24 protein-coding genes and 1 pseudogene are annotated in these 25,202 nt (G+C 68.1%); 6 read left to right on the top strand and 19 right to left on the bottom strand.

Annotated features, from left to right (window positions below):
- Positions 1–168 precede the first annotated feature (168 nt).
- Together ACQPYM_RS13240 and ACQPYM_RS13235 are read left to right on the top strand one after the other, a co-directional pair.
- Positions 169–1,932, top strand: coding sequence for a hypothetical protein (locus tag ACQPYM_RS13240; protein WP_433020009.1), 1,764 nt, complete (start codon positions 169–171; stop codon positions 1,930–1,932).
- 22 nt (positions 1,933–1,954) lie between these two features.
- Positions 1,955–2,527 carry a hypothetical protein gene (locus ACQPYM_RS13235; protein ID WP_433020006.1) on the top strand — a complete coding sequence of 191 codons (573 nt, stop codon included), beginning with the start codon at positions 1,955–1,957 and terminating at the stop codon, positions 2,525–2,527.
- A gap of 329 nt (positions 2,528–2,856) precedes the next feature.
- Here the strand turns inward: ACQPYM_RS13235 and ACQPYM_RS13230 are convergent, their stop codons facing one another.
- The 19 genes from ACQPYM_RS13230 to ACQPYM_RS13140 form a co-directional block, all read right to left on the bottom strand.
- A complete protein-coding gene (locus ACQPYM_RS13230) occupies positions 2,857–3,777 on the bottom strand; it encodes a bifunctional DNA primase/polymerase (protein ID WP_433020003.1) in 921 nt (306 codons plus the stop codon).
- Complete coding sequence (locus tag ACQPYM_RS13225; RefSeq protein ID WP_433020000.1) at positions 3,774–4,232, bottom strand: hypothetical protein; 459 nt, start codon at positions 4,230–4,232, stop codon at positions 3,774–3,776. Before ACQPYM_RS13225 ends, ACQPYM_RS13230 begins: the two co-directional genes overlap by 4 nt.
- Positions 4,233–4,237: 5 nt before the next feature.
- Positions 4,238–5,107, bottom strand: coding sequence for a hypothetical protein (locus tag ACQPYM_RS13220; RefSeq protein ID WP_433019997.1), 870 nt, complete (start codon positions 5,105–5,107; stop codon positions 4,238–4,240).
- Positions 5,108–5,188: 81 nt separating this feature from the next.
- Complete coding sequence (locus ACQPYM_RS13215; protein WP_433019994.1) at positions 5,189–6,934, bottom strand: DNA cytosine methyltransferase; 1,746 nt, start codon at positions 6,932–6,934, stop codon at positions 5,189–5,191.
- 82 nt (positions 6,935–7,016) lie between these two features.
- Entirely contained in the window at positions 7,017–7,256 is a 240-nt protein-coding gene (locus ACQPYM_RS13210) for a hypothetical protein (protein ID WP_433019992.1), read from the bottom strand.
- 429 nt (positions 7,257–7,685) lie between these two features.
- The gene (locus tag ACQPYM_RS13205; RefSeq protein WP_433019989.1) at positions 7,686–9,098 is read right to left on the bottom strand and encodes a hypothetical protein; all 1,413 of its coding nucleotides are present in this window, start codon (positions 9,096–9,098) and stop codon (positions 7,686–7,688) included.
- A gap of 18 nt (positions 9,099–9,116) precedes the next feature.
- Positions 9,117–13,973, bottom strand: coding sequence for a MobF family relaxase (gene mobF / locus ACQPYM_RS13200; RefSeq protein WP_433019986.1), 4,857 nt, complete (start codon positions 13,971–13,973; stop codon positions 9,117–9,119).
- Positions 13,964–14,215 (bottom strand): hypothetical protein, encoded by a 252-nt coding sequence (locus tag ACQPYM_RS13195; protein ID WP_433019983.1) that lies wholly within the window; start codon positions 14,213–14,215, stop codon positions 13,964–13,966. The genes mobF and ACQPYM_RS13195 overlap by 10 nt, the downstream gene beginning before the upstream one ends.
- On the bottom strand, positions 14,212–15,693 hold the full coding sequence (locus ACQPYM_RS13190; RefSeq protein WP_433019980.1) for a DUF2637 domain-containing protein: 1,482 nt from the start codon (positions 15,691–15,693) through the stop codon (positions 14,212–14,214). The genes ACQPYM_RS13195 and ACQPYM_RS13190 overlap by 4 nt, the downstream gene beginning before the upstream one ends.
- Positions 15,690–16,457: a hypothetical protein gene (locus ACQPYM_RS13185; protein WP_433019977.1), complete on the bottom strand. Its 768-nt coding sequence runs from the start codon at positions 16,455–16,457 to the stop codon at positions 15,690–15,692. The genes ACQPYM_RS13190 and ACQPYM_RS13185 overlap by 4 nt, the downstream gene beginning before the upstream one ends.
- Positions 16,457–16,654 (bottom strand): hypothetical protein, encoded by a 198-nt coding sequence (locus ACQPYM_RS13180; protein WP_433019974.1) that lies wholly within the window; start codon positions 16,652–16,654, stop codon positions 16,457–16,459. Before ACQPYM_RS13180 ends, ACQPYM_RS13185 begins: the two co-directional genes overlap by 1 nt.
- Positions 16,651–17,334, bottom strand: a complete 684-nt coding sequence (locus ACQPYM_RS13175) for an RRQRL motif-containing zinc-binding protein (protein WP_433019971.1) — start codon at positions 17,332–17,334, stop codon at positions 16,651–16,653. The genes ACQPYM_RS13180 and ACQPYM_RS13175 overlap by 4 nt, the downstream gene beginning before the upstream one ends.
- Complete coding sequence (locus ACQPYM_RS13170; RefSeq protein WP_433019968.1) at positions 17,331–18,134, bottom strand: DUF7221 family queuine tRNA-ribosyltransferase-like protein; 804 nt, start codon at positions 18,132–18,134, stop codon at positions 17,331–17,333. The genes ACQPYM_RS13175 and ACQPYM_RS13170 overlap by 4 nt, the downstream gene beginning before the upstream one ends.
- Positions 18,131–18,712, bottom strand: a complete 582-nt coding sequence (locus tag ACQPYM_RS13165) for a hypothetical protein (RefSeq protein ID WP_433019966.1) — start codon at positions 18,710–18,712, stop codon at positions 18,131–18,133. Before ACQPYM_RS13165 ends, ACQPYM_RS13170 begins: the two co-directional genes overlap by 4 nt.
- Positions 18,709–21,123 (bottom strand): type IV secretory system conjugative DNA transfer family protein, encoded by a 2,415-nt coding sequence (locus tag ACQPYM_RS13160; protein ID WP_433019963.1) that lies wholly within the window; start codon positions 21,121–21,123, stop codon positions 18,709–18,711. The genes ACQPYM_RS13165 and ACQPYM_RS13160 overlap by 4 nt, the downstream gene beginning before the upstream one ends.
- On the bottom strand, positions 21,120–21,353 hold the full coding sequence (locus tag ACQPYM_RS13155) for a hypothetical protein (RefSeq protein WP_433019960.1): 234 nt from the start codon (positions 21,351–21,353) through the stop codon (positions 21,120–21,122). The genes ACQPYM_RS13160 and ACQPYM_RS13155 overlap by 4 nt, the downstream gene beginning before the upstream one ends.
- Positions 21,350–21,871 (bottom strand): Pycsar system effector family protein, encoded by a 522-nt coding sequence (locus ACQPYM_RS13150; protein ID WP_433019957.1) that lies wholly within the window; start codon positions 21,869–21,871, stop codon positions 21,350–21,352. The genes ACQPYM_RS13155 and ACQPYM_RS13150 overlap by 4 nt, the downstream gene beginning before the upstream one ends.
- Positions 21,868–22,266 carry a hypothetical protein gene (locus ACQPYM_RS13145; RefSeq protein ID WP_433019954.1) on the bottom strand — a complete coding sequence of 133 codons (399 nt, stop codon included), beginning with the start codon at positions 22,264–22,266 and terminating at the stop codon, positions 21,868–21,870. Before ACQPYM_RS13145 ends, ACQPYM_RS13150 begins: the two co-directional genes overlap by 4 nt.
- A gap of 113 nt (positions 22,267–22,379) precedes the next feature.
- On the bottom strand, positions 22,380–22,628 hold the full coding sequence (locus ACQPYM_RS13140) for a helix-turn-helix domain-containing protein (protein WP_433019951.1): 249 nt from the start codon (positions 22,626–22,628) through the stop codon (positions 22,380–22,382).
- 115 nt (positions 22,629–22,743) lie between these two features.
- Between ACQPYM_RS13140 and ACQPYM_RS13135 the strand changes: the two genes are divergently transcribed.
- From ACQPYM_RS13135 to ACQPYM_RS13120, 4 genes and pseudogenes are all read left to right on the top strand, one after another.
- Positions 22,744–23,085 (top strand): GntR family transcriptional regulator, encoded by a 342-nt coding sequence (locus ACQPYM_RS13135; protein ID WP_433019948.1) that lies wholly within the window; start codon positions 22,744–22,746, stop codon positions 23,083–23,085.
- A 124-nt stretch (positions 23,086–23,209) separates the two neighbouring features.
- Positions 23,210–23,344, top strand: a pseudogene (locus ACQPYM_RS13130) (helix-turn-helix domain-containing protein); the annotation flags it as partial.
- Between the two features lie 141 nt (positions 23,345–23,485).
- Complete coding sequence (locus ACQPYM_RS13125; protein WP_433023532.1) at positions 23,486–24,433, top strand: hypothetical protein; 948 nt, start codon at positions 23,486–23,488, stop codon at positions 24,431–24,433.
- Complete coding sequence (locus tag ACQPYM_RS13120) at positions 24,430–25,005, top strand: flavoprotein (protein ID WP_433019945.1); 576 nt, start codon at positions 24,430–24,432, stop codon at positions 25,003–25,005. Before ACQPYM_RS13125 ends, ACQPYM_RS13120 begins: the two co-directional genes overlap by 4 nt.
- The last annotated feature ends 197 nt before the right edge of the window (positions 25,006–25,202 follow it).

Raw genomic sequence — 25,202 nt, 5'->3', positions numbered from 1 at the left:
GGCAGCGGTCGAAGTCGGCAAGCACCCATACAGAAGTTTGTATGGGTAGCTGTACCTGTGCTTTCTGTTACCGTCGTGGCACTGTCAGCGAGACCCATCACGGGCTCGCGCATCGCGGGGGCCTCCGAGTGGCGAGCAATTCGTGCCGCCTACACGAGAGGATGTTAGATGTCCAAGCTATTCAGACGATCGGTCCTGGCGCTCGCGTCAGTATCGATCCCCATCGCTGTACCCATGTCCGCCTCAGCGGACCTATCTTCGGCTACGTCTGAGGCTGACGTGCTTTACGTCGATTCAGAGGCGTTCCCCGAGGGGCAGACCGGAGCGACCAGTAAGCCTGCGTCCTTCACAGTCACCGCCACGACCAAGGCTGCCAAGCGACTCGAACTCAGCCTCGACGGCAAGGCACTGCCTGATCGGTACTTCTCGCCACACGGCGGTGCGCGCGCACGCACACTGTTCGAGCTTTCGCCTGATGCCGGATGGCATCAGCTGGCCATGACCATTGTTGATGCCAAAGGCAACCGCAGCGCCGTGCGCACGTACTCCTTCGGCAGCCGGCAGGCACCGGCGAGCCCGCCCGGCAAGTCGGCGACTACCAGCGCATCGGTGATCGGTGGCCGTTTCGTCGAAGCCGACGGCTCTCCGGCGGCCAATCTGCCAGTCGCGGTGTACCCGGTGCGGATGGGTGGCCATGATTCAACCGTTGTGGCTCTCGCCGAGGCGACGACCGCAAGCGACGGCACATGGACGGCCGAAATCGGAACACTTCCCGAGTCGGTGAAGAAGTGGGCGGCCGACAACGACGGTGTCCTCAACTTGCAGGCCATCGCCGAAGGCGTTGCCCGCGACCCCAAAACAGGTCAGGCGCGCGAGATGGCCGGGGTTTCGGCGTTCATGACGGGCGTAGCATCGGCTGGAAGAATGACCGATGCAGCGGCTAATGCGGTGATGTCTGCAGTTCCGACCGCGCCGCTGCTGCCCGTGCGGCGTAGAAGCGAGCTGCCGAGGTCGCCCGAGGTTGCGCCACCAGTTGATGCGCCAGCGGCGGAGTCCCCGAAGTTGTCTGCGGAGCAGGCAAGTCATAACAAGCCGGCCTACTTCGGGGCACCGGACGTCACCGGGCGACCGGCCGACACGGGAACTGCGGCCGCGAAGGTAGTAGGCGGCAGTGACTACACCGCACAGCCTGTGGCGCCGGCGACAGAAAAGGAGCAGGCCGCTCTCGCAGCCGCGGCGGTAGGGCCTACGGTGATGGCCGCTGATGAGTGCACCATCGAAAGGGCCATAGTCACCAAGCGCACAAGAGGCACGGTTGGCTACACGGTGGTTCTCGAGTCACACGCAGCGCGCGACGTCATCGGCGGCGTGGATTACACCTCTGTGGCCGGATCCAGCCTTTCGCAGGGGATCAGTTACAACGTCGGCGCAAACTGGTCGGTGAACGGCTCGGTCTATGTGGGGAACAGCTTCGGCTTCACCACCGGATTCACCAAGGGCCCGAACTGGTCCTACCAGTGGAAGGTCCCGGTCGCCTACGGCTTCTACACGATGTACACGTGCACGATGATCGATGGCGTCAAACGGCTCGTGTACAGGTACAACGCCATGCATGCAGAGAAGGTGGCGATCCCGAACGGCGGCTACGCAGGGCTGTACGGCGCTGACGTGTCAAGCTACGACAACTACTACGGTTGGCGCGAATCACCGTACAAGTTCGGCCTGGCCCGCGGGGCTTCGTTCTCGCTCCACGACAACCACACCAAGAGCACTAGTGACTCCGTGACCGCGTACGGGTTCTCCGTTACATCGACCACCAATCGAAGCACCACCCGCCAGCAGCGGATCACAGCTGGCAACCAATCGATCTCTCACACGGTCTACGGCTACGAGCCAGCAGGCCAGGGCATGAAGGTCTTCTACAGCTACTGATCGAGTCTTGAAAGGGCAGACAGTGAGACGCAAGCCGATACTGGCCGTCGCAGCGGCCGTGGCCGTGGCAATCGTCCTGGGCGCAGGGCTCGCATGGAACCGGCGCGACGCGGACGGAGTACACAACGGCAGAGCATTCGCCACCGATGGCGGCGTGCCAGTATCGGAACTCACGACGGCGACCAAAGGCGATGAAGTCTGGGTACTCGCGCCCGCGCCGGCCAACATCTCCGACTCCGATCTGACCATCAATGCAGTCCAGCCAGGCGACACCCCGCCCGGTCTGGACTACATCGAGGCCAAGATCTTCAACCGGGACGACTTTCCCAGCGGCGTACCGCTCGCCTGGGACACCGGTAGCGGCGACGGCGCCAACCCGGCCCTCCGCCCGTCAGTGACACCCCAGGGCTACAAGCTGCAAGCCGGTCAGACCATGGACAAAGAGGTCATCCTCCTCCACTTCCGCGTCACCACAGAACAAAGACCACTCGAAACGACCGGCGTGACGATCGAGTACAGCCAGAAAGGCAAGCACTACCAACAGACCCTCGAAGGCGTACTCAAGCTCCAGCCGGCGCCAGCGGTGGCCAAATGAGACCGCCAGTCGTGGGATTTCGCAACGGCGGACATAGACCCCGCTAGGTCGCGCCTTCGTGCCAGTTCCACATCGGCCGGCACACGCCAAGCCACATCATCGTGTGCACGGTCGCCCTTTCAGATGCCGAGCAAGCGGAGCCGCCCCGGACCAGCGGGTGTCGGCGGCCGAAATCGACCTGATAATTCAGCTGCCATCTCAGTTAGGTGGTCAGCGATCGGAGTCGGCCCCGTCGCAGTGACACCAAAAGCTACGCGACCTAAACCCACGAGGGCCTCAGGAAAGCCGCCGGATGGCTTCCTGAGGCCCTCTTGCATGCCGTTGGTGGGTCAGTGTCGGGCGCGCGGGTTGCGTTTTCCTGCGGTCAGTCCGGAGAGGATGGTGCGTTCGGCTTCGGTTCTGGGGAGCCCGATGCGGCCGGCAGCAGAGATCAGCTCGTCGCGGGTGGTGGCTTCGTCGAGCATGTCCGCACCGACAAGCGTCCCGAGGACGAACGCAGCGGAGTTGAGGGCGTCGTTGCGGCTGCCCTCGGTGGCGGCTAGCAGTTTGTCCAGTTCGCCGGTCAGGGCGGCCAGGGCGTAGGCGTCGGTGTGGCGCTGCACGGGACCGGGCGCTGGCCTGTTGGTGCTGGTGGCTTCGGTTGTGGTGAGTGCGTCGGTGATCCAGTCGGGTAGATCGGGTGCGGGCAGGTGCCCGGTGGCGGTGTAGTGCCATTGCCCGATCAGTGACCCGGCGCCGACGACGTACCCGCCGTGGCCTCTGGTGTCGATCTTCCATCCGATCCTCCCGGCACTGTTGCCCAGTTCCCGGCCGGAAGGCTGCTGGAAGTACAGGTGTTGGCCTCCTGACGATGTGGTGACGGTGTAGGTGCCTGGCACGACCACCGTGTGGTCGGCCGCGACCAGGGCCAGCACCTCGGCACCGGACACCGCTCCTCGAGAACCCCACTCGGCCGGTGGAAGGTCGTCGGGTGTCTTGGGAAGGTCAAGATCAACAACGAGTAGTCCTGACGGGCCGGTGGCAACGCCGATGTTGTAGGGCGCTTGCTGCCAGGTCCGCGCAATCCTCAGGTGGTCGATGGTGGCGGCGCTCTCCCAGTCCTTGTCGACCGCGGGCACCTTGCTGCCTGGCGCCAACGGGAACACGAACAGACCTTGGTCGGCGTGCCAGTGCGCGGCCCGGCACAGCAGTTGGTGGACCGGGTCGGTGACCGGCCGCGGTCTGCGGCGTCGGCGGGCGGGTGCACTCACGCCTCCACCTGCCTTCCAACCAATTCGGCTCCGTCTTCAGTATCGCCGTTGAACAGCACCCGCAGCGGGCCACGCGAGGCCAGTAGTCCGGCGAGGTCGTAGCGGCCCGGGGCGCCGTTGTCGGGGCATTCGACGGTTACGGCGTAGGTGTCGCCGTCTTCGGTGCAGTACAAGATCCACGGTGTCGCGTACCGGTCGAGAACGACCGGGCACCTGCCGCCCGGTGCCCACCAGATCAGTCGGTCCAGATCCTGCTCCGTCCAGACGGGCGCACCCACCGGAACCAGGCTCGGCCTGTGCTCGTCGGCGCTGGGGTTGTTGTCTTGGCAGGGCCAGCCCTGTCCGCAGTCGCGGCAGGTGACACCGCACCGTGCGGCGTGGCTGTCGGGGTGTAGGTCGTCCATCGTGCCGCCGGCCAGGTGCGGATCGAACGCGCTCGGGGAAACGTTGCTCATCACGGTCAGCTCTCCTGCTCGGTCGTCGCGGCGGTGGGGGTGGAGTAGTGGGCGAGTTCGGGGACACGCAGGTGCGGCCAGTGGCCGTCGACCAGCAGGGTGTCGACGAAGCCGGGCGACCAGTCCGGCTTCGCGTTGCTGCCGGGCAGCAGCGTGTTCTCGCGGGCATGCTGGTACAGCTGGCTGGCCAGATCCAGACCCCATCCTTCGGTCAGGGCACGGTCGTTGTCTCGGTCGTCGACGAACGTGACCGTCACGGTCAACTGAGCGGGGTAGCGGTTCGGGTCCTCGGTGCGCAGCTGCCTGAGTCGTGCCGCCACCTCGGCGGTGAACCGCTCTTCGTACTCGGCGCGGTCTTGGACTTCCAGGTCGTACAAGTAGTCGTGAACGTCTTCGATCTGTTCCAGCTCACCGGGGGTCAGGTTGCCGCGCGCAGGTGTCCAGCGGTCACCGAACAGCACTTGGCCGATGTGGGCCAGGCTGGCTTCGTAGGTCTCGTAGATGCCGAGGTCGTCCAGTTGGTAGGTGCTGCTGGCAATGATCTCGACCGGTTCGGTGCGGTACGCCAACAGATACTCGTCGTCGGAACCGACCGTGCTGTGCAGCAGTTCACCGACGCCGGCGGCCTCCCAGGACCCGGGCCGTGCCCTGGTGACCGCGTTGGTGCTGCCGAGGTTGGCGGCCACGGTCGCGAGTACATGGGTGATGAACTCGGCTCCGTCTCCTCCACGTTCGTCGTTGTTGATCGCGCGGATCGCGCGGGTGATCGCGGTGTGGGCGATCTCGAAGTCGTCCGGCCCGGCCTGGACGTTGCCCTCGTCGCTGCCCGGGGTGTTGTTGTGGTCGCTGGTGCTGCCCGTTGGTGGGGTGGTCATCTCGGGTTCTCCCTTGTGTCGTTGAAGATTGGGGAGGGCGCCGGTGGCTGTGCGGCCCTCCCCGGGGGTGATGGGTCTGGGTCAGGCGGCTGTGCCGTAGCCGAGTGATGCTGCGACGGCGCTGATGAGGTCACGCGCGGCGGGTGGTGTGACTGCGTTTCCGGCCATCTTCACGAGGTCGCGTTTGCTGGGCGGCTTGCCGTTGGCCTTGACGACGTTCCAGGAGTAGTCGGTGGGGAACGCCATCCCGGCGGCCACTTCGCTGGGGCTGAACATCCGGAACAGGCACTCGGGCACCATGGCTTCGGCTTCCTTCAATGTGGCTGGCGTGATCGTCGGGCGGCCGCCGCGTGGCCCGGCCTGGATCAGCGACTGGTGCCCTGTCGTGGTGAGGGTCCGCAGGTACTCGGTGACTGGTGTGCTCATTTCGGCGCCGTCGCCGCGTGAGCTGTTGTTGCGGTGGATCAGGGCGTACCGGTCGACGGTGGTCAGCGTCCCAATCGGCTCCTCGACGGGCTTGGCGTACTCAGCCGTCCCGTAGTACGGGGAGACCAGCGCGTAGGAGTCACGTGTCGTCAGGGTCCGCAGCGCTTCACTTGTGGGCCGGGCGTCGTCGTTCCACGATCCGCCTGACGGGGTGACGAGTCCGTGGTGGTTGCCTGAGGCACAAAACGTCGCGGCCGGTTCCAGCACTGTCCGGGCATCGGACCCCCCGCCGCGTAGCTCGGCCACGAACGGTGTCACGATCGCCGTCTCGGCGCGGGTGGTTTGGGTCCGCATCGGCGCCGATAGCGGCTGGGCCACCTTCCCGTCGCGGCCCTCGACCGGTACCGCGAGAGCCTTGGATTCGGTGGTGTGCAGGGTGCGCAGTACGTCGTCGGTGGTCCAGGCGCGGTAGTAGGCGTCGGGGTCGCCGAAGCGGGGGTGGTTGGGGTCGGCGGCGTCGTACTGGTTCCCGGTGGTCTCCAGGTGGAATGGTCCCCAGTAGCGGGCGATCCCGGCCGCGATCCGTGCGCGGGTCTTGGGCTGTAGCCGATCGCCGATCCGTTCGCCGGGAACGGTCCAGTCGATCGCGGCAGCGGCGGGCAGGTAGCCCGGCTCGACGACTGTTCCGCACGCGGCGTGCACGTACACGTAGGTCTGCCGGTAGCGTCCGACGGTCTTGCCTGGCTTGAACGCCTGCTGCGACTCGATCATCTCGGCACACCGCGTGCAGTACGCGCGCGGGCGAAGGACGCTGTCCACGTCCGGCGCCGGCGTCCCGGCCAGCCAGCACACGATGTAGATCCGGTCACGCGATTGCGGCGCGGGCGCACCGAACGCCTGCGCGTGCATCGAGTTCAGCGACACGACCCGGAACTTGTAGCCCAGCTTCATCAGGTCTTGGCGCCACACCTGCCAGGCCAGCCGGTACTTCGCCTGTGTCGCGATGTCGACCACGTTCTCCACGATCATCACCTGGTAGCGGTGGTGCTCTGCGAACTTCAGCACATCAAACATCAGCAGCCTCGACCGCTGTGCCGCCTCGTCCGACGCGGGGTCTTCGAACAGCCCTTCCTCGATCGCGGGCAGCTTCTTGCCGTTGGCCTGCGACCATTTCGTGCACTCCGGCGACGCCCACAACATGTCGGTGCGGGGAAAGAACCGGGGGTCTTCCTTGTGCAGGTCAGCGGTGGAGTGATCGGTGTTGGGGTGGTTCAGGTTGTGCACGGCAACGGCCAGATCCCAATGGTTCGCGGCGATCCGCACCGTCACGCCCGGCACCTGCACCGCTCCGGAACTCGATCCACCGGCACCGCAGAACAAGTCGGTCAAGGTCAAAGTCATGTCCAGCTCCTCCTCTTCGAAGTTGGTGCGGGGAACGCCGTGGGTGCGTGGTCCTTCACCACGGCGCTCCCCGAGTCGGTGGTCAGTTGGCGGTCTCGGTGTGCTCGTAGAGAGCGAAGTCGGCCTCGTGGGGGTCGTTGCCGGTGAACTCACGGCCGCAACTGCAGAGGCTGACGAACATGCCGTCGACGTAGGGCTGCTCGGTCGGGGTCACATCACGGTGATCGGTCGCGGTCGCCATCGGAATCACCAGCCCGACCGGCTGAAGGCCTTCTTGGGCTTGCGCGTCGAGCGCTTCACCTCGTAGACGTGCGGCGAGCACTTCGGTCCTCCGCAGACGAGGTGCTTCCTCGGGTCGCACCATGGCTGGCATGGGGTGGGGGTTCCTGTGGTGTGGTTGTTCTTGGTCATGGTGTGACTCCCCTGGCGCGGTCGCTGGTGGGCGTTGTGTTGGCGGCAGCCCCGTTCTTGGGGGCCTGCCGGCTACTGCCGCCTAACAGGCCGTCCAAGAGGTCTCCGCCCAAATCGGCGCCGGCCGTTGTCACGTGGTGGACAAGTGCGAGGGAGCGCAGCGACCGGTGAGCGCAGCGAGCGCCGCCGTCCTCCAGGTGAGAACTGCCGGTGCCGGTTTGGGTGGAGGGGGACGGTCTGTTAGCCGCCCGCCGGCCCCAGCCACAGGGGTACTTGCTCCGGCCGAAGGCCGGGGGCTCTCCCGCCCGCCAGGGGCGGGAGAGCCTGGGAAGCGCTTTTGCTACTCGCCGCCGTGCACCGCGGCGCTGTCCTGCACGGCAGTGTCGTTTGCGGCTCGTTGTGCTGTGGTGTCGTCGGCGTGCCAGCGGGTCAGTTCGTCTTCGCGTTCGGCGGCTGCTTGCTGCTCGGCGGTGTCGAGTTGCTGATGTGCCCGATCGATCGCGCAGTGGGCGCGAGTGACCGCGATCGCGCACGCCGTGGTTTCAGTGGCCGCGACCGGCTCTGCTTCGGCAGCATCAGTCGGCGTAGCGTCGACGTCTTGGGTGAGCTCCGAGACGCCACGATCGTCCGTGGCCGAGTCGCTGTCGTCGTCGCTTTCTTTGGTGCTTTCTTCGTCGGCCTGTTGCTCGGGCTTGTCCGCGTGGCTGTCGCCGGCCGAGTGCGACTTCGACGCTGCCCTGGTTGCGGCCTTCGCTTCGGCAGCCAGGTCACCGGCCCGGTCGCGAACTGCGGAGCCGACAGCGTCTGCGTCGGACTGAACCTCGGCGCGACGGGCGTCGCCAGGGGGCGGGAAGTCGCCGTACGGCGGCTCCTCCGGCGTGCCGATGGAACGCCAAATGGCGGCTCTGTCCGCGTCGGTCAGTGGTTCACCCAGCCAGTCGTCGGCGTCCTCGAGTTCGGCTCGGGGGTCGACGCCGCGGGCTGCCAGGTGGTCGAGGTAGGCCGCGTCCATGGCCTCCTCGAACAGCTCCTCCGATCCCTTCCACCGGTCGTCGTCGACATCGTCAGCAGGTGCGTCAGCATCGACGCTGTGGTCGGCGTCGGCGTCGCGGTCCGCGGTGTGCTGGCCGCCGTCGTCATCGGCGTCGGTGTAGACGCTGCCGAGACCGGATTCGTGCGCGAGCTGGTCGGCTTGAGCCACGAGGTCTCGGGCGTTCTCGCGCAACTGCTCGGCGGCTTGGGGCCGGTCGGCGTGGTCGAGTCGTTCGGCGTCGAACTCGGCCTGTTCTGCGCGGCCCATCAGGTCATCGAGGCGCCGGGCGAGCGCCTCGTCGTTCGCGTTCGTTCGAGCGGCCTGCGCATCGGCGTGACGGTCTGAGGGCAGTTGCAGGGTCGCGCCGCCGCCTAGATCGATGAGCTGGAAGATCTGGGCGGCTTCGGGGTGGTGTCGCAGATGGGCTCGGCCCTTGGTCTGCCACTCCTCGAACACAGCCGTCATGTCGTCAGCGGCGAGTTGGCCGGTGTCGACGTCGCGGGTGAGGAACGCGAGTTCCTCGCCCATCTCGCGCCACACCGACTCGTAGTACGACGCGGTCAGCGAGTCGTGCGCGGTTTCGGCCATGTCGCGGAGCTGGCCGAGTTGCCTTTGGAAGGTGCGTAGCCGCACGTGCCGCTCGTCGAGTTCGGTCGCGGGCTGCGGTGAGCGGGCGAATGCCTGGGTCACCTTGTGAACCCAGCCGGGTCGGTCGGTCATCGTGGGTCTCCTTCGGGGCTAGTTGTCGTACCGGGTCATGGCAAGGTCTGCGTCGTGCTGTGCCTGGCGCGCGGCTTTGCGTGCGGCCTGGTCGTCGGCGTGCCACCGGGCGAGTTCGTCGTCGCGGGCGGCCTGGTCGGGGTCGTGGTCTTGGTCGGTGGCGCTGCGGTGCTGGATCTCGATTAGCGCCCTCTTCGCGCGCCGGGCCGCCTCCGAGGTTTCGTCGGCGCTCGGCACGCGGGGGGTGTCGGATTCGGCGACGGTGGGCTCGGTGGCCGCGACCTCGCGGATGTCGGCCGGTGCCTGCATCTCCCGCGCCTTCTCGTGCTCCTCGGCGGCGTCGCGGGTCTCGTCGTCATCGCCTAGCGCCGTGTTGTCATCGGCAACGACTTCGGCGTCGATGTATTCGCTGTCGTCTTCGTCGTCGGCCGTGGTGTCGGCGTGTTGGGCCGGCACCAGCTCGGGTTCGTCGACCAGCTCGGCTTCCACGTGTTCGTCCACGAAGACGAGTTCGTCGCTGCTCGCATCAGGGTGCTCGTGGACCGGTTCGGTGTCCGCGTACTCGTCGTCGATGGTGTCGGCAGCAAGGACTTCGGCATCGATGTAATCGGCGTCTTCCTCGGTGTCGCTGCTGGCGACACCGGTCGGGGTGTGGCTCCGTTCGGTGTAGTCGACTAGTTCGGCTTCCACGAACTCGTCGCCTGGCTGGGCCACGGCGAAGTCGCGGTCGCGGGCCTCGGCGACGTCGGCCAGGTCGAGTTCGTCGACCACGCGCAGGTCGTCGGCGGCTTCGGCCGCGTCGAGTTCGTCGGCCCATTCCTCCACGGTCGGGCCGGTGTCGCTGTTGTCGATCCCGCGCGCCTTCAGTTCCTGTTCGGCACGTTGCGCGGCGGCCTGGGTCGCGGCGGTGTGGCTCAGCCAGACCGCGCGGGCGTCATCGCTGATCTGCAACTGCGCGGCGCGGGCATCGAGTGCGACCGCGAGGGCTTGGCGTTGCTCGGCTTCGGTGAGCAGTCGCTCCCGCGCGGCCTCGTCCGGGGCGGTGTCGGCTTCGGCGGCCCGCAGCGTCGCGGTACGCCGTTCCCGCTCGGCGGCCTGCCGGGTCCCGGCCAGCTCGTGAGCAACGAACGGCGGCGCCCAGGCCTGTTCGCGCTGGTAGGCGCGCACCCGGACCCGCAACTGCCCGACCGACATCGACGCCTCGGCGTGGTCTGCGTCCGGACGGCCCAAGGCCCGCCACGCGGTGCGCCACGACGCGTACTGCTCGACCTGTCCGGCCTTCGGCGCCGGCCCCAGCGGGTCGTCGGGCGCGTCGTGTCCCATCACCTCGCGGTGCGCGGCGACCTGCCCCGCGCGCTGCACCCACGCGTCGCGGTCCTCGCCCGGTTCGGTGGGCAACTCACCCAGTGATTCGAGCGCCCACTGCGGCTGATCGGCCGCGACCTGCTCGCCCAGTTCGGCGGTGCGGGCGTCGGCTTCGCGCGCCAGATCGGCCAGGTAGGCCGACCACTGCGGATCGTCGACCTGCGGAAGACGATCGGTGTAGGTGTCGCCGATCGGATCGAGGCCGCCGTCTCGTTGCGCGACGCGTTTGATCCGGTCCTGGATCACGTAGCTGACCTTGCGGGCGTCGTCCAGGCTGCGCTGCTCGATCGCCTCGGTCAGCACCTGGCGCGGGTCGTGCCCGGCCAGCTCGACCTGCCGGAGCAGGTTCGCGAGTGTCCCGGCGCCGTCCTCGGTCGCCAGCGCGCACCGCTGCGCCTCGCTGAGCACCCCGGTACCGGTGAGGACATCGAGCCACCGGCCAGTGCGGTTTGCTGTCGCGAGCGCGATCCCGTCGGCCAGCAACTCTGCCGGCGTACGTAGCCGGTGCGCTTCGGTTGCGGACTCGGCCGCGGCCTGCAACGCCGACAGCTGCGGGTCGTCCAACTCGAACGTTGCCCGCAGCACCGACAACGGCGAGCGCTGCGCGGCGTCGTTGGTCTCGCCGAACTCGGACTCGGCAGCCAGCGACCGCGTCACCACGTGCGCGTTGTTGGCCGCCCGGCCGCGCGTCAGCCCGACATACAGCGCATAAACCGACGTGTTCTGCGTCGCGACCACGTGCGCCGAGTCCACCGTCATGCCCTGGGAGGAGTGCACGGTGGCGGCGTAGCCGAGTGCGACGTGGTCGCGCACGTAGGCGGCCGGCAACACGATCGACCCGGTCGGCGCAGGGTTCCGGGTGCCGCTCTGTAGCGGCAGGACCCGCAGCGACCCGTCGTCCAGGACACAGTCGACGAGAAACTCGTCGCGGTTGAACACCGCGCGCGTGTTGCCGCGGTACCCCTTGAGGTGCCATGCGTTCAGCCGGGTCTGGATCAGATCGCCACGTCCGACCCGGTTGCCGGTGCTGTGCAGGTCAACGGTGCGACGGTCGTCGACCTTGTTCAGCTCGACCAGCCGGGCACGCAACTGGGCCGACACCTCAGCGGCCTGCACGTTCGTGTCAACGATCAGCAGCGCATGCAGCCCGGCCAGGTGATCGGCCAGCCACGCATCGCCTGCTGAGCGTTGCGCCGCCTCGATGTGCCCGCCATCGATGATCCGACCCTGCTTGTGGTACTCCATCAGCACCGCTGCGTCGCCTTCGCGCAGCCGCAGCGACGCCGGGCCTTCCCACCCGGCCGCGAACCGGCGGGTCTCGACCAGTTCGTGGGTGAGCGCGTTCTCGGTCACCAGTTCCATGCCGCCACCGGCGCCGACCGCGGCGAGCTGGCGGTGGTCACCGACCAGCAGCAGCTTCGCGCGAGCCTGGTCACAGCGGGCCTGGATGTCGGCCAGGTCGGTCGTGTTGGCCATCGCGGACTCGTCGACCACGACCAGGTCACCCTCGCGGAGCCGCCACGCCTCATGCTCCGGCCGTGCGGTCGTCTCGCTGTTCAGTGCCTGCTGGGTTTGCAGCCAGCGGGTGATGTTCATCGCGGTCACGCCGTCGGCGGTCAGCACCTCGGTCGCTACCTGGGACGCGGCGAGCCCGACCATCCGGCGCTTCTTCCCGTCCCACAGTTCGGGGTCCTCCCACGCCTTGGCCAAAGCGCCGACGACGCGGGACTTGCCGGTGCCGGCCGGGCCGACCAGCGTCTCGACCTTCGCACCAGAAGAGAGAATTCCGCGCACGGCGGCGGCCTGGTCGGCGCCGAGCTCCATCCCGGCAGCGGCCAGCTGCTGGACGAACGCCTCCGTCGCGCCCGTGGTCATCGCGACCGCGCCCCGGGCATAGCCCGCGTTGGCCAGCGTGCGCTCAGCGCGCAGGTGGTCCGGCGTCACATACCGAGCCGCGCCGGGCGCTTCGTAGGCCGACAGGCCGTCCCTGCGCACGAGCTGCTCGGGCAAGGCACCGGCCTGTCCCCGGTTTTTGGTGTCGACCTGCTGGGCCATCGCCAGACCGCGCTCGGTCAGCTTGTCCAGCAGCCGGGCGATCTTGTCAGGTTTCATGTTGCCGAGGTTGTCGGGCAGTGCGTCGTTGATCGCGCGTGTCAGGTCGGCGGCGCGCCAGGTGGCGTGCTTGGACTGCACGTCGGCCAGCGCCAACTCGAGCACCTTGGTTTTGTTCACCCGGGCCGGCAGCCAGCGCCGTTGCCGCAGCGCCAGCACATCGGCGGCGACCTTGCCGAGTCCGCCGCGCAGCTCGGCGCGCAGTTCGGCGTCCCAGCGCTGCAACCGCGCCTCATATGTCTCGCCGTCGTGCGACTTCGCTTTGCGGGTCGCCTTGGTCGCTTGCTCCTGGATCCGGTCGAGTTCGAGGTTGTTCGGTTCGCGGCCCCACTTCTTCTCGAACGCGGCCACCAGCGGGGCGGTCTTCTTCGTGATCGCTCGCCGCCGCTTGGAGAACAGATCCATGACCGCCTGGTCGACGCCGGCGATCTCGCGGGACTTCCCGTCGGGGCGCATCACGAACTGCACGCCCAGCGCGCGGGTCAGGTGCTGTTCCATCACCCGCTCGCCGACCGCCGCGGCTGCGGGCTTGAAGCGGTGCAGGGCCTGCCCGTCGAGCGTGCGCCATTTGCCGTCGGGTCCTTGGACCCGGTTCAGGATCGCGTTGTGGATGTGCAGCTGGGGATCGTGCTCACGGCTGTCGTGCTGGAAGAACGATGCGATGGTCAGATCAGGTGCCTCGGCCCACCGGCCTGCGGCACCGCCGTGGTGGCCGACGCGGGTATATGCGGCCTTGTCCTGCAAGTACGACAGGGCCGCGTTGTTCCCGTTCCAGATCGCGTCCTCGACCGCCTGGCGCCGCTGGCCCCACTGCACCGCTTCGCGCTGCGCGGTGCGCACCGCACCGACGTAGCGGTGCACCGCGGTGCGGTCACCGGTGCGCCGGGCCTCGGCCAGTGCACCGCGCGCCGCGTCGACTGCACCGAGCGCCTGCACTTCTTGCGCCTCGAACGCGGTGTGCAGCACCGTGATCGACTTCTGCGGTGAGAACGTCGCGTCGTAAAACGCGACGTTCCTGCGCACCGATGCACCAGCTTGCGCCTGCAATTCCTGGCGGCGCTCCGGTGATGCACCGGGCTCCTTGGCCAGTGCAGCGGCCAGTGCTTCCTGCTCGGTTTTGTAGGCCCGGCCGGTGTGACCTAGCGTCGCCGCCTCGATCCGCCGCGCCGGATCGTGGAACGCCGGATCGCGCGGGTCCAGGAACTGCTCATAAAGCGCGGTCATGTCCTCGGCGTCGACTTCACCGGCCAGCCCGAACGTGGCCGCGCCCCGGCCGAACCAGCGTCCCGGCGGCTCGCCGGCCGCGACCGCGCCTGTGTAGTAGTTCTCCCGGCCGGTCGCCACCGACCCGGTCAGATAGCTCGCGGAATGACCGCTCTGCATGCCCATCACAGCCATGCCGCACCTCCCCCGCGGACCGGCCCGAAGGCGCCGGAAACCGCCGACGGCGGCACACTGTCCCGACGACGCGAAGCGGAGTCGGGACTCCACTTGATCGTGATGCAATGGTGTGTATCAGAGTTCTTGGTCTTGCTGTTTGCTGCCGACGGCTGCTCGATGGGTTTGTAGGTGCTGGCTGCTGAGGAGTGGTTGCTGACGTGCTCGTTGTGGGTTGATCGGTTACTGATGGGCTTGGTCATCGGCTGCTGCTCGTTTCGAGTTCGCGGTCGCTGGCGTCGTCGTCTTCTTCGCTTGGCTCTTCGGTCGCGTTGTCATCGGTAGTGGCGACGAGGAGGAGTTGTCCGCGCGTCTGCTCGGAGGGCTCGGGTGCGTCGTCGGCGGGTGTTGTGGGTTCGGCCCACCCCGCCAGCTCCTGAAGGCGCTTGGCGCGCCCGAAGCCGACGGGCCGCCCGAAGGCCTCCTCTGTGGCACGGCGGATCTCGCGCTGCCCGAGCGGCTCCCCGCCGTGCTCCGCTGCGTGGCGCTGCACCGCATCGAGCAACTCCGCATCGGTCGGCCCGGTGCCCTTGCGCGGTGCGGATTCGGCCGTGCCGGTGGCAGGTTCGGCAGTGGTGTCGGTGCGGTGCGGTGCGTGCACCGGTGCGCGTGCACCGTCGGTCATGTCGTCGTGCACCGGTGCGGCCGGTGCGGTGCGGGTGCCGGGGTGAACCGGTGCGGCGCGGAGTGCACCGATAAGGAAGGCGATCAGCCACAGCGGTGCATCGCTGTGGTCGGCTCCGGCCCGCGCCGGTACCGCGACGGCCGGGTCGTCGACTGGGTCCGCGTCGGCCGGCTGACCAGCGTTGGTCAGGCCGAGCGCGGCCGAGTCGACCAGCGCCAGCAGCTCCCCCGGCGTCAGGCGACCGGCGCCCGGCAGCAACGCGGCCAGCTCGGACGCCGACAGCAGCCCGTCGCGGATCGTCTGCAAGCAGGCCGACCGCGCGGCCCGTGCGGCGTCGAACGGCCATAGCTTGCGGCTGGGGCACAGCGTCGCCAGCCGCGACGCCATCCGAACAACCTGCTGCACCAGCGCCCGCGCAGCGGCCGGATCGTCGGACCCGGTCCGCGACAGGTGCAGCCACACGCGGGTCGTGATGACCGGGGAGGTGAACCAGGTCAGCGCCGACAACTTGGGCTTGGCGGGCTGGGCGAGCTTCATGTGCAGGCGCAGCAGATGAGCGAGCATCTCGACCAGCACCGCGTAGGCCAGCGGCGCGAGAGCATGTGCGACGGCGTCCGCGATGCCGTGGGCGGTGTCGATGTTGAGCCACACCGTGCCGCCGATGAACACGTACGTCGTCACCAGCGCACCCGGAATCCGCCACCCGCGCGTCAACGCTGCGAGCCGCAGCGCGGTGCAGGCGACGATCATGCCGTCGGCAACCAACGGCACCAGCGGGCTGTCGAACTTCTCCGACACCGCACCGAACGAGCGGGCGCCTCCGATCACGGCGACACCGAGCGCGGCGACGATCGCGACCACGATCAGCACCCGCCGGGTCGTCCACCGACCAGCCTCGACCGCAGCAGCAACGCTGCGGACGGCACGGCGGATCGCCCACACCAGCGCGGCCACGGTCGCGGCCACGAGCAGCAGGCCGACCGCGCCGGCCACCAGCATCGGGCCGGTGACCTGGTCCGGAACCCACGCGGGCAGGCTCATCATCTGGGTGTTCATCGCTGGCCTCCAGCGGTGTCGGGTACGGCAGACAGGCCGGTGCGTCCGGCGCGGATCTGCTCAGTGGTCGGGGCCGGGCCGGTCTCGTCGCGGGCGGTGGCCCACCAGGTCACGAACGGGTCGGCCTCGGCTGCCAGCGGCACCACCACGGCCCGCGTGTTTGCGTTGTCGCGGTGCTCCAGAACGTTGCAGCCCGCCGCGTACTCGCCGACGCGGCGGGAGACGCCGGGGCGCTGCCTGTCGTGCCAGTCACCGACGAGCTTGTTGCACGCCTCGTCGCCTTCGTAGGCAGCCGTCCAGGCGTCCATCAGCCACAGCAGTTCCTCGACGACTTCGGGGTGCCACAACCAGCACGGCGGCAACGATTCCCGGGCCGTGGCGTAGCGCAGATAGACCGACTCCATCCACGGCAGCAACTCGCTCAGGACGGCCTCCACCGCGCCGGCGTCCTGCGCGGGCAGCCGCAGCCACGAACGGACCGGCACCGCCGTGTCACCGCCACCGCTGCCGCTGTCGGCGCTGTTGCTCTTGCCGGACCCGCCGGCCTTGGTCAGCCGGTCGAGCAGGTCCTCGAAAGAGGTCACGGTGTTGCCCAGCGACTCGACCGACCTGGCGAGGTTCTTCACCGTCGCCTTGGACGCCGCGTCATCAGCCTTGCGCTTCAGCGTGTAGATGTCGCGGTTGATCGCCTCGATCTGGCGGGCCTGCCCTGCCACCGCAGTCAGCGCGGCGGTCCCGGGGTCAACGTGATCGGTGTGGTCCATCAGTCGTCTCCCTCCTTCTTGTCGTGCGCTTCGGCCAGCCAGTCGCTGAGCTCGGCCGGGTCGATCGCGATCTGCCCGGTCGGGCGGCCTTGGTCGTCGTAGGCCGGAACCGCAGTCAGGCCGTAGGCCTCCACCGCGCGGCAGGCGTGATAAGCGCGCAGTTCGTCACCGGGCGAGCCGGTCGTTGGGGTGGTCATGCCACGGCTTCCTCGTCGTAGGTCCACTGCTGGTCGGTGCTGTCTTGGGCCTGCTCGGCGGCCCGTTGTGCGGTGTCGTCGGCGTGCCAGTTCGCCGGCTCTTCGTCGCGGTCACTGGCCCGGTCGGCGGTGTCGATCCGGGCCGCCGTACGAGCCAGCGCCTGCGCTGCCCGCTGAGCAGCCACCGACGCCTTCTCGGTGTCGGCGGCCGCCTGGTCGTCGGTGTCGGTCTGCTCGTCGGTGTCGGCCTGGCTCTGCCAGTCCTGGACGGTGCGCCAGCCGTCGGTGCCGCCCGCTGTCGGTGCGACTCCGGCGGCGTGGCAGTCGCCGCACAGCTGGTCGGTGGTCCGGACGAAGTGCTCGACCGGACCGCACTCCGCGCAGACCTTCCGCGCCGCGAGGGCTTTCTGCACGGCGGCGAGCTGCTTGTGGCTCGGGGTCCGTTTTGGCTTGGCCTTCGCGTCCACGTACAGCCACGCGAACCGCTGATCGCGTTTCCAGGTCAACCGCGCGAACGGCTCCTGCCCGCCCCGGCACAGACCTCGCGCACGCAGCTGCCGCCGCGTCGATAGCCCGGCCGGCGCCTGCCCGAACCTGAACTCAGGCAGGCCGTTGCGGACCCGGCCCGGCCACTGCCGCCCGTCCCACAACTCGACCCACTTCGTGCTGTGGCCGGTCATGAGCGGCCTCCGCACAGAGTCGGGTAATCGAAGAGCGTCGGCGCCTCGTGAAGCGGGATTGAGGCGATGACGCGCCGGCGCCACTGGTGGGCGTACAGGTGGCAGTTGGCGCAGTTCTTGTGCTGGCATCCCGGTAGAGGCGCAGTACGTCGCGCCTCGATGGACCAAGCCATCGAGTCGGCCGACGCCAAGCGGTGACCACACCGGCGCAGGCCTAGAACCTTGAACCCAAAGCCGTGCAGACGCTCCACGCCGGCGGCTCGAAGTGCGTCGATGATGGTCACGGCTTCGTTGGTGGCTTGGCGGCGGCACACCGAGCCGAGACCGACGACCTGAGCGGCAGCCAGGTCGACCCCCGCCTTGCTGTACAGCTCGACGCACACCAGGTAGTCGTCTAGGCGCCAGCCCTGCAGTACCGGGACGAACGGCAGGTCAGGCGCGATCTCCCGCAACTGGAGATAGTTGCCGACGGTCCGTCGCTGGTGGTCCAGCAGCGACCGTCCTGTCTTGGACAGAATCCACGGCTCGCACATCCAGTCTTGAGGTGCGGCCCACAGCAGTTGGCCAACCTCGTCGCGGTAGCGGCGGACTCGATCGGCGTACTGACGCGGTGTCGGCCCGTGGTCCCACGATCCGTGGGTCGACAACTCGGTGAAGCCGCCGGAGTCGAGCGCCCACGGCGCCGTCGCCCGAGGCAACGTCTTGTATCCGCGAAGCCTCCGGTCGGACACGAACAACGGCACGCTACTGGTCCGCAGCCAGCCCGGCTGATGAGTGCCAAGGAAGAACTCCACCGTCATGACATCGCCTCGATCCAGCCGCCGGCGTCGATGGAGCGAACCGTGGTCGGGAACGGGACCGGGACCAGAACGGACGCATCGTGGAGGCTCGCCAGTGCCCCGTCAGGTCCGTCGTAGCTTTCGGCGAGCAGCCGGGCGGCGTCGCGCGGGTTGTCCATGGCAACGAACAGCGTCGGTTCGCCGTCGCTGTCCAGCCACACCTCGCGCACCGTGCCCGGCAACCGCGACCGGTCCGAGTGTCCGGGCCGCGTCGCCGCGACCAAGACCCGGGTACCGACCTCGAACCCGGCGCACTCGGCCATGAACGACAACGCGTACTCCCGGACCCAGTCCGGGTGACGCTCGTCGACGCCGAGCTGATCACCGCGCGCGGCGAGCTCCTCGACCAGGGGCAGCGTGAACATGTTGTGCAGGTTGCTCACCGCGTCCGCGCGAACTTCGGCAAGCTCCTCGCGGAGCTGGACGAGCGCGGCGCGCTGCTCTGCGATCGTGTTGTCGCGCGTCCGGCACGCCGCGCACGCCTCCGTGGCGGCGCGACGCGGAGCGGTTGCCTGACGCAACTGCGTGAGCCACTTCATGACCGGCCGCCGTTCTCGTCGCGGCCGACCAGCTCACGCTGCGCCGTACGGGCGGTGTCGCGGGTGGCGAGTGCTGCGCGTGCGGTCCGGGTGGCGCTGTTGAGACGGCGGCGGGCGACCAGTTCGCGTACCGGGTCGGCCGTCTCCAGCCAGGACACGACACCGCTGACCCGGTCACGCGTTCCACCGGCCGGACGAATCGGGTCGGGTGTGGGGTCGACGACGTGACCGCCTGCTGCCACCTGCGCGTCGCCGACCAGCGGCGCGAGCATCCACGAGCACCGCACCAGCAGCCACTGCCCGGCGCCGTCGACCGCCCGGTCGGCCGCCACGGTGACAGCCTTGACGGCTGGCAGATCAACGAACCAGGCGCGTGCCGCTTCGGCTTTGGCGGCGTAGCGCTCGGCGCGCACATCCCAGGTCTGGTAGTACATCCGGGTCTTCACCACGACCGGCGGCATGTTGTTGCTGATCACCAGCATCTGCCGCGCCCGCAGCTCCCCGACCTGGCCCGGCGTCAGGACCTGCGTGCGGCGCAGGGACTCCTGCTTCGACCCGGTGGACCGGTCGCGGGTGACGGCCGGTTCGTCGCGCTCACCGGCCAGCGTCGACCAGTACCGCAGGTCGTCGTCGTCGCCGGACCCACCGAACACGACCTTGGTCGCGGTGTTGGTCAGCAGTGACCCGGTCGCGGCGTCACCGAACCGCTTGCGCAGCTGCGCCCTGGACTGGGCCGCGATGTGCATGCAGATCCCGCGCGACCCGAAGTCACCCGACCACTTGTCCAGCGGGATCAGGCAGATCAGTGCGGCCTCGTCCAGCACCATCGTCAGGAACGGGTCGAGGCGCTGCCCCGCCAGGCCGGCCGCGAACAGCTCGGCACGCCGCGCCAGATCGGCGGTCAACGAGGTGACCAGGGGCGCGATCTTGTTGTCGTCCTTGCCCAGCAGATACACCGAACCGCTCGTGGCCAGCAACTGCTCGATGTCGAACTGCTGCCCGCCCGGCGCTGAGGCCTCGACCGCTGACTCGACCGACAGCCACGACAGCGCGGGCATGATCCCAGTAGTGATCGACGACTGCGTGGCAGGGTTGTTCTTGAAGAACTGTGTTGCGTCCGACATCATCCCTTCGGCCTTCTTGCCGGCCAGCTTCAGCTCGAACAGCACCTCGCGCATCGCCGCTTCCGACGGGGACGCGACCCACCGCTGCACGTCATACATCGAGTAGCCGCCCAGCGCGGCAGCGTGCAGCAGCGCCTTCAGGACGTGCTTGGCGAACCCGTCCCACCGCTCACCGCCACCGTCGGTCGAACGCCCGACGCCGTCGATCAGGTCCGCGGCCCGGTCCATCGCGGTCGCCGCGACCTCGCACCCACGCAGCGGGTTGAATCGCACGAACGTGACCCGGTCGTCGGCGGCCAGCGCCGCCGCGAGCTTCGACCCCGGCTGGACCACACCGGACGGGTCGAACACCCACACCGGGCCCCGCTTGGCGCGGTGCTGGTAGGTGTGCTCCAGCAAGTCGAGCTTGGTCGACGTCGTGATCAGCGCACCCGGCGCCTTGCGGGCGTACTTCATGATCTGCTGCGTCTTGCCCTTACGCGGGCCACCGAACGTGATCGTGTGATCCTCGGCCGATGACCACACCGAGAACAGCCCGACCCGGGCGATCCTCACGCCCAGCTCGTACAGACTGATCCGGCGCCGCGCCCACCGCGACACCTGCGCCAGGTGCGGGCGCAGCTGGACCGCCTTACCGCGCAGCACCCGCGCCGACGCGCCCCTGAACACGTCCACCGACGACGCCATACCGTCGGTCTCCCGACCCGCTCGGCCCAGCCTGCGCAGCAGACCCCGCGAGCTCGACCGCGACAACACCACCCGCGCCACCGTCGCGACAGCCATTACGGTCCCGGCAATCACCGCGACCCACCAGTAGCCGTGCACACCGTCCGAGTGCGGCAGCACCCGCGCGAGCAGTCCCGCATAGACCAGCCAGGCCGCGAACACGAGCCCGGCGCCGACTGCGCGGTTCACCGCGATCAGAGCCAGCGACACCGCCGCCAAAGCTCCGGCAGCGATCAGCCAGCCACCCGCGCCGCCCGCCATGTCGGTAGCCGAAGCGACCGCGCCGGCCAGCAGCAGCCACAACGGGGCCGCCAGCAGCAGGCCGGTGCCGACCCGCCAAAACAGCAGCAGGCCAGTCACCACCCCCACGCCACCGGCGCCGGTCATCCACCACCCGGCCTGCACAGCACCATCCACAAAACCCGGAAACTGGACCACCAGCGACGCCGGAGCCTTCGGCGCCAGCTGCACCAGCGCGAAACCGGCCAGCACTACTAACACCGCCGCCGTCAGGAACTTCGGCATCACCACACCGTCGCGAGCACTCGGCCGCCGCATCATGACCGCACCTCCCCAGCACTGCCGCTCCCCGCCGCATCGGCCGGACCGCTGTGGGTGGCGGCCTTGTTGGGCGCGTCGGTGGCGTCGATCAGCAGGGCGGCCGCGATGTCGTAGGGCAGCTCCTCGCGGGTCGCCAACTCGAGCACCTGGCGCCGCGCCGACACGTACGCGATCCCGGCGTGCGCCGAGTACTCCCTCGCCGCTCGCTTCAGCCACTTGTTCGCCGTCATGCCGCACCACCGATCAGCACGCCGGTCACCGCGAACCCCGCACCGAGCACGGCAGCCACGAACGACACCCGCAGCCACTGATGCTTGGTCCAGGCGATGTCGGCCAGCCGCTTCGCGTGGTGCACAACCGCCGACATTGGCTCCGCCACGTTGTACCGGTCGTCGAGAAGCCCACGGCCGACGATGTGGTCGTGCAACTGCTCCACCGACCGCCGCCGGACCGCACCGAAGTACAAGAACTCGCCCGGCACCAGCGCGTCAGCGGGCTTGTGCAGGCGAGGAACCACCACCAGCAACGCCGAACCCAGCGCCACCGCCAAAGCCACCAGCGCCACACCCAGCAGCAGCCGCGCACTGATCGGCCTTCCGGCCGACTGCGACACCAGCGTCAGCACCACCGCCGCCAGCGCCGTCTCCACCGTCGCCGCGAAACCGGCCTTCGTGTCGGCCTTGTCGATCGCCGCCGCAGCCGAATCGTGCATCCGCCACGCCAACTCCAGCGGGTCCCGGGCGCTCATCGCGCACCACCCGGGATCGGGCCGGACGGTCGTACGTTGTTCTTGTAGGACATGTGGGCCTGGTAGGCGGCCTGGTGCTCCGGTGTGCTCGTCATCGCATAAACGCGGACCGGCCCGAAGCTCTTCGCGGCCGTGTACTGCCCACCTCCGGCACGAAGCCCTGCGGTCACACCCAGCCCCGCCGCGACCCGATCGACAACCGCGACCTCGTCGCTGAACGACGCTTCACGCGGGAACATGCCGGCGTCCACAGACGGCAGTGGCAGCTCCGGGTGGTCGGCCACGAACGCAGCCAGCTCGAACAACCCACGGATCAGCGCCGCACGCTCGGCCGGCACCTCCAACATCCCAAACCGCGGCACCCACTCCGTGCCGCCCTGCACCTCGTCAGTCATGCTGTAGACCTCTCGAACTCGTTCCTGAGTGATGGGAGAACCGGCCCTGTTCTGGTTGGCGCCTGTGCGGGGCCGGTCTTTGCTGTCTTGCTGATGCAAGGGCTGCGCGCGGCTCATCCCGCGGCCTGCGAGGGCCGCCAGTCGGCGGCGTCGACCACTCCCCCGCTGGCGATAGCCGCCGTGGCCAGGTCGTCCAGTGCCTGGCTCGGAATGAACAACCGCCGCCCGATCCGTACAGCGGGGAACGAGTTCGCCGCGATCACTCGATAGAGGGTCATTTCGGACAGTCCGAGTGCTTCGGCAGCACCCGCAACGCTGAGGAACTTTCGGTGCCCCTCGCCTGCGCTCTTCGCTTCGCTCATTCGCTCTCTCCCTTGGAGTGCTCTAGTCTTGGCTAGACTAGACTAGTCTACAATTGGCTACAAGAGTTCGCGGTCAACCATGACTAGCTGACCTAGGCTGGACTACGGTTCAGTTATGGAGTTGAACGTCAGTTCCCCCGCAGCGACCTACGTGAAGGTCGCGGATGCGATCCGCGACGCCATCACCACTGGTGAGCTAGGTCCGGGCGAAAAGCTTCCAGCTGGTCCCAAGCTCGCCGAGCAGTTCGGTGTCGCGCTGATGACCGTGCGTCGAGCCATCGACTCGCTGCGCGCTGAGGGCCTCCTCCGTTCAACGCACGGCGTCGGCGTCTTTGTCGCAGCTGGCGGCGAACCTGAGGACGACCTCGCCAGCCTGCGGGCGAGGGTGGATGACCTCAGCCGCAGACTCGAAGCCGTCGAAGAACGCCTGCGCACCAGTGATGGCGCTTCGACCTGACTAGGTTCAACTCGTCTCCCGAGTGCTGCTGTGGTCATGAGAACCAGTGGACACTGGAGTTGACCGGAGTACCCGGACAAACTGTCCGGGTAGGTCAGAACGCCTCTGCACTATCGTTGTAGGTATGCGAGGAGCGGGCGACCATCTCAGCATCGGCGAGCGCGTCGCGTTCTACCGCGCCCGGCGGGGACTCACGCAATCTGTCCTCGCAAACCTGGTAGGCCGTACCGAAGACTGGCTCAGCAAGATCGAGCGCGGCGAGCGGGAGATCCGCCGCCTCGATGTCCTCGGAGAACTCGCGTCCGCGCTTCGAGTGCCACTCGGTGACCTGCTTGGGCAGCCGGTCCTGCTGGAGGACGGTCACCAGCACGACGACGTACCGGCTATCCGCGACGCGCTCATGGCTCCCCAGCGGCTTTCTAGGGTGCTGTTCGCAAACGACCCGTCTGTGTCGCCGCCGAACATCGAGCACACCGCGAACCTCGCAGAAGGCGCCTGGGATCACTACCAGCAGGGCCGTATCGGCCGCACAGTCGTCCTACTGCCAGAGCTGATTCGGGCAGCCCAGGCGATCGAGGCTGATACGAGCAACGGAGGACGCGGCCCCGCAGTCTCGGCACGCATCCACCACCTCGCGGCAACAACGCTGACCAAGATCGGCGAATCCGACCTGTCATGGATCGCAGCCGAGCGAGCAATGAACGCCGCCGACAATTCAGACGACCCCCTCGTACTCGCTTCCGCGGCCAGAGCCGGCACCCACGCACTCCTTGCAGTAGGCCGATACGACGATGCTCTGCAACTCGGCGAAACTGCTCGCTCCTGGCTCACCACCCGAGTGCACCGCATGGACCCTGCGGCACTCAGCCTGCTGGGAATGCTCGACCTCCGGATGGCGACAGCAGCATCTCGACGCAATGACCGCGCTACAGCAACCGAACTCCTTGCCGCGGCCGATGTGGCAGCGCAGCAACTGGGTAGCGACGCGAACTACTGGCAGACATCATTCGGCCCAACGAATGTCATGCTGCACCGCCTCTCTGCTGCGCTCGATCTCGGCGACATCGCCTACGTGGCTGAACGCGGCCCACAAATCGACTCGTCCGTACTACCCACCGTGCGCCAGGTCGCACACAGCATCGATCTCGCCCGAGCGCACAGCTACTCAGCTCAGGACGACGAGGCAATCGCTGCACTTCTCAGCGCCGAGGAGAAGTCGCCGCAACTCGTGCGCCATAACCCTGCAGTGCGCGAGATCGTCCGCGACATCCACCGCCGTACGCCGGTCACCGGTGGTCGAGGTTCGCAGATCCTGGCACTCGCCGAGCGCTGCCGAGCGGTCCAATGAGCGGTCGGACACTTGGCCTCGTTTGCGCGGCGGCCGGCGGGATCGAGCAAGTCCGCGAACGACTCATCGAACCGATGCTCGACGACGGCTGGACGATCGCCGTGACTCTCACACCAACCGCGAGCACATGGTTGGAGACCAGCGGAGAAGTTCGCAAGATCGAATCCGTCACCGGCCTGCCGGTACGCAGCGCACCTCGACTGCCTCACGAAACCAGTCCGCACCCCGATGTGGACTGCTACGCCGCCGTTCCGGCTACCTCGAACATGGTTGCCAAGCTGGCGTTGGGTATCGCTGACAACCAGGCGCTCACCCAACTCTGCGAAGCAATTGGGCGCCGTCATCCACCACTTGTCGTCTTCCCGCGAGTCAACGCAGCCCATGCCGGCCACCCCGCCTGGGAGCATCATCTCGCCGCACTAGCAGCCTCCGGTGTCCACCTCGTCTACGGCGAGGACGTCTGGCCGCTCCATGGGCCTCAGAGTGCGCCTGGTGCGCCTAGTAAAGAGCTCCCGTGGCAAGCCATCCGTGACGCGATCAACCGTTCTGTCGCGAGTTCTACCGAGCACTGACTGGCCGCCCTCGGTGCATTCACTCGCTGCCACTCGAACCCAGCACGTACGGAGCCGGTGATCTCAACCGGCCTGCCACTCATCGTCTGCGCGCTACCAGAGAGTGACCGGGTTCGATGTGACTACGTTGGCCTGCCTTGACAGCAGCAACTGATGCGCCGACCGTCTATCGGGACAGCGAGAGCGTTCGTCGCCAC

It is taken from the genome of Kribbella sp. CA-294648, from assembly GCF_050943845.1.
Classification (GTDB): domain Bacteria; phylum Actinomycetota; class Actinomycetes; order Propionibacteriales; family Kribbellaceae; genus Kribbella.
This window is presented reverse-complemented; position numbering and strand designations above follow the sequence as displayed.

What these genes read in the sequence shown, in the direction of transcription:
- ACQPYM_RS13145 (WP_433019954.1), bottom strand. Translation starts at nt 22,266, where the DNA reads ATGACTGACGAGGTGCAGGGCGGCACGGAGTGGGTGCCGCGGTTTGGG.
- ACQPYM_RS13135 (WP_433019948.1), top strand. Translation starts at nt 22,744, where the DNA reads ATGGAGTTGAACGTCAGTTCCCCCGCAGCGACCTACGTGAAGGTCGCG.
- ACQPYM_RS13240 (WP_433020009.1), top strand. Translation starts at nt 169, where the DNA reads ATGTCCAAGCTATTCAGACGATCGGTCCTGGCGCTCGCGTCAGTATCG.
- ACQPYM_RS13195 (WP_433019983.1), bottom strand. Translation starts at nt 14,215, where the DNA reads ATGACCAAGCCCATCAGTAACCGATCAACCCACAACGAGCACGTCAGC.
- ACQPYM_RS13225 (WP_433020000.1), bottom strand. Translation starts at nt 4,232, where the DNA reads ATGAGCAACGTTTCCCCGAGCGCGTTCGATCCGCACCTGGCCGGCGGC.
- mobF (WP_433019986.1), bottom strand. Translation starts at nt 13,973, where the DNA reads ATGGCTGTGATGGGCATGCAGAGCGGTCATTCCGCGAGCTATCTGACC.
- ACQPYM_RS13180 (WP_433019974.1), bottom strand. Translation starts at nt 16,654, where the DNA reads ATGACCACCCCAACGACCGGCTCGCCCGGTGACGAACTGCGCGCTTAT.
- ACQPYM_RS13170 (WP_433019968.1), bottom strand. Translation starts at nt 18,134, where the DNA reads ATGACGGTGGAGTTCTTCCTTGGCACTCATCAGCCGGGCTGGCTGCGG.
- ACQPYM_RS13155 (WP_433019960.1), bottom strand. Translation starts at nt 21,353, where the DNA reads ATGACGGCGAACAAGTGGCTGAAGCGAGCGGCGAGGGAGTACTCGGCG.
- ACQPYM_RS13150 (WP_433019957.1), bottom strand. Translation starts at nt 21,871, where the DNA reads ATGAGCGCCCGGGACCCGCTGGAGTTGGCGTGGCGGATGCACGATTCG.
- ACQPYM_RS13140 (WP_433019951.1), bottom strand. Translation starts at nt 22,628, where the DNA reads ATGAGCGAAGCGAAGAGCGCAGGCGAGGGGCACCGAAAGTTCCTCAGC.
- ACQPYM_RS13190 (WP_433019980.1), bottom strand. Translation starts at nt 15,693, where the DNA reads ATGAACACCCAGATGATGAGCCTGCCCGCGTGGGTTCCGGACCAGGTC.
- ACQPYM_RS13125 (WP_433023532.1), top strand. Translation starts at nt 23,486, where the DNA reads ATGGCTCCCCAGCGGCTTTCTAGGGTGCTGTTCGCAAACGACCCGTCT.
- ACQPYM_RS13165 (WP_433019966.1), bottom strand. Translation starts at nt 18,712, where the DNA reads ATGAAGTGGCTCACGCAGTTGCGTCAGGCAACCGCTCCGCGTCGCGCC.
- ACQPYM_RS13120 (WP_433019945.1), top strand. Translation starts at nt 24,430, where the DNA reads ATGAGCGGTCGGACACTTGGCCTCGTTTGCGCGGCGGCCGGCGGGATC.
- ACQPYM_RS13220 (WP_433019997.1), bottom strand. Translation starts at nt 5,107, where the DNA reads ATGACCACCCCACCAACGGGCAGCACCAGCGACCACAACAACACCCCG.
- ACQPYM_RS13205 (WP_433019989.1), bottom strand. Translation starts at nt 9,098, where the DNA reads ATGACCGACCGACCCGGCTGGGTTCACAAGGTGACCCAGGCATTCGCC.
- ACQPYM_RS13160 (WP_433019963.1), bottom strand. Translation starts at nt 21,123, where the DNA reads ATGATGCGGCGGCCGAGTGCTCGCGACGGTGTGGTGATGCCGAAGTTC.
- ACQPYM_RS13215 (WP_433019994.1), bottom strand. Translation starts at nt 6,934, where the DNA reads ATGACTTTGACCTTGACCGACTTGTTCTGCGGTGCCGGTGGATCGAGT.
- ACQPYM_RS13185 (WP_433019977.1), bottom strand. Translation starts at nt 16,457, where the DNA reads ATGGACCACACCGATCACGTTGACCCCGGGACCGCCGCGCTGACTGCG.
- ACQPYM_RS13175 (WP_433019971.1), bottom strand. Translation starts at nt 17,334, where the DNA reads ATGACCGGCCACAGCACGAAGTGGGTCGAGTTGTGGGACGGGCGGCAG.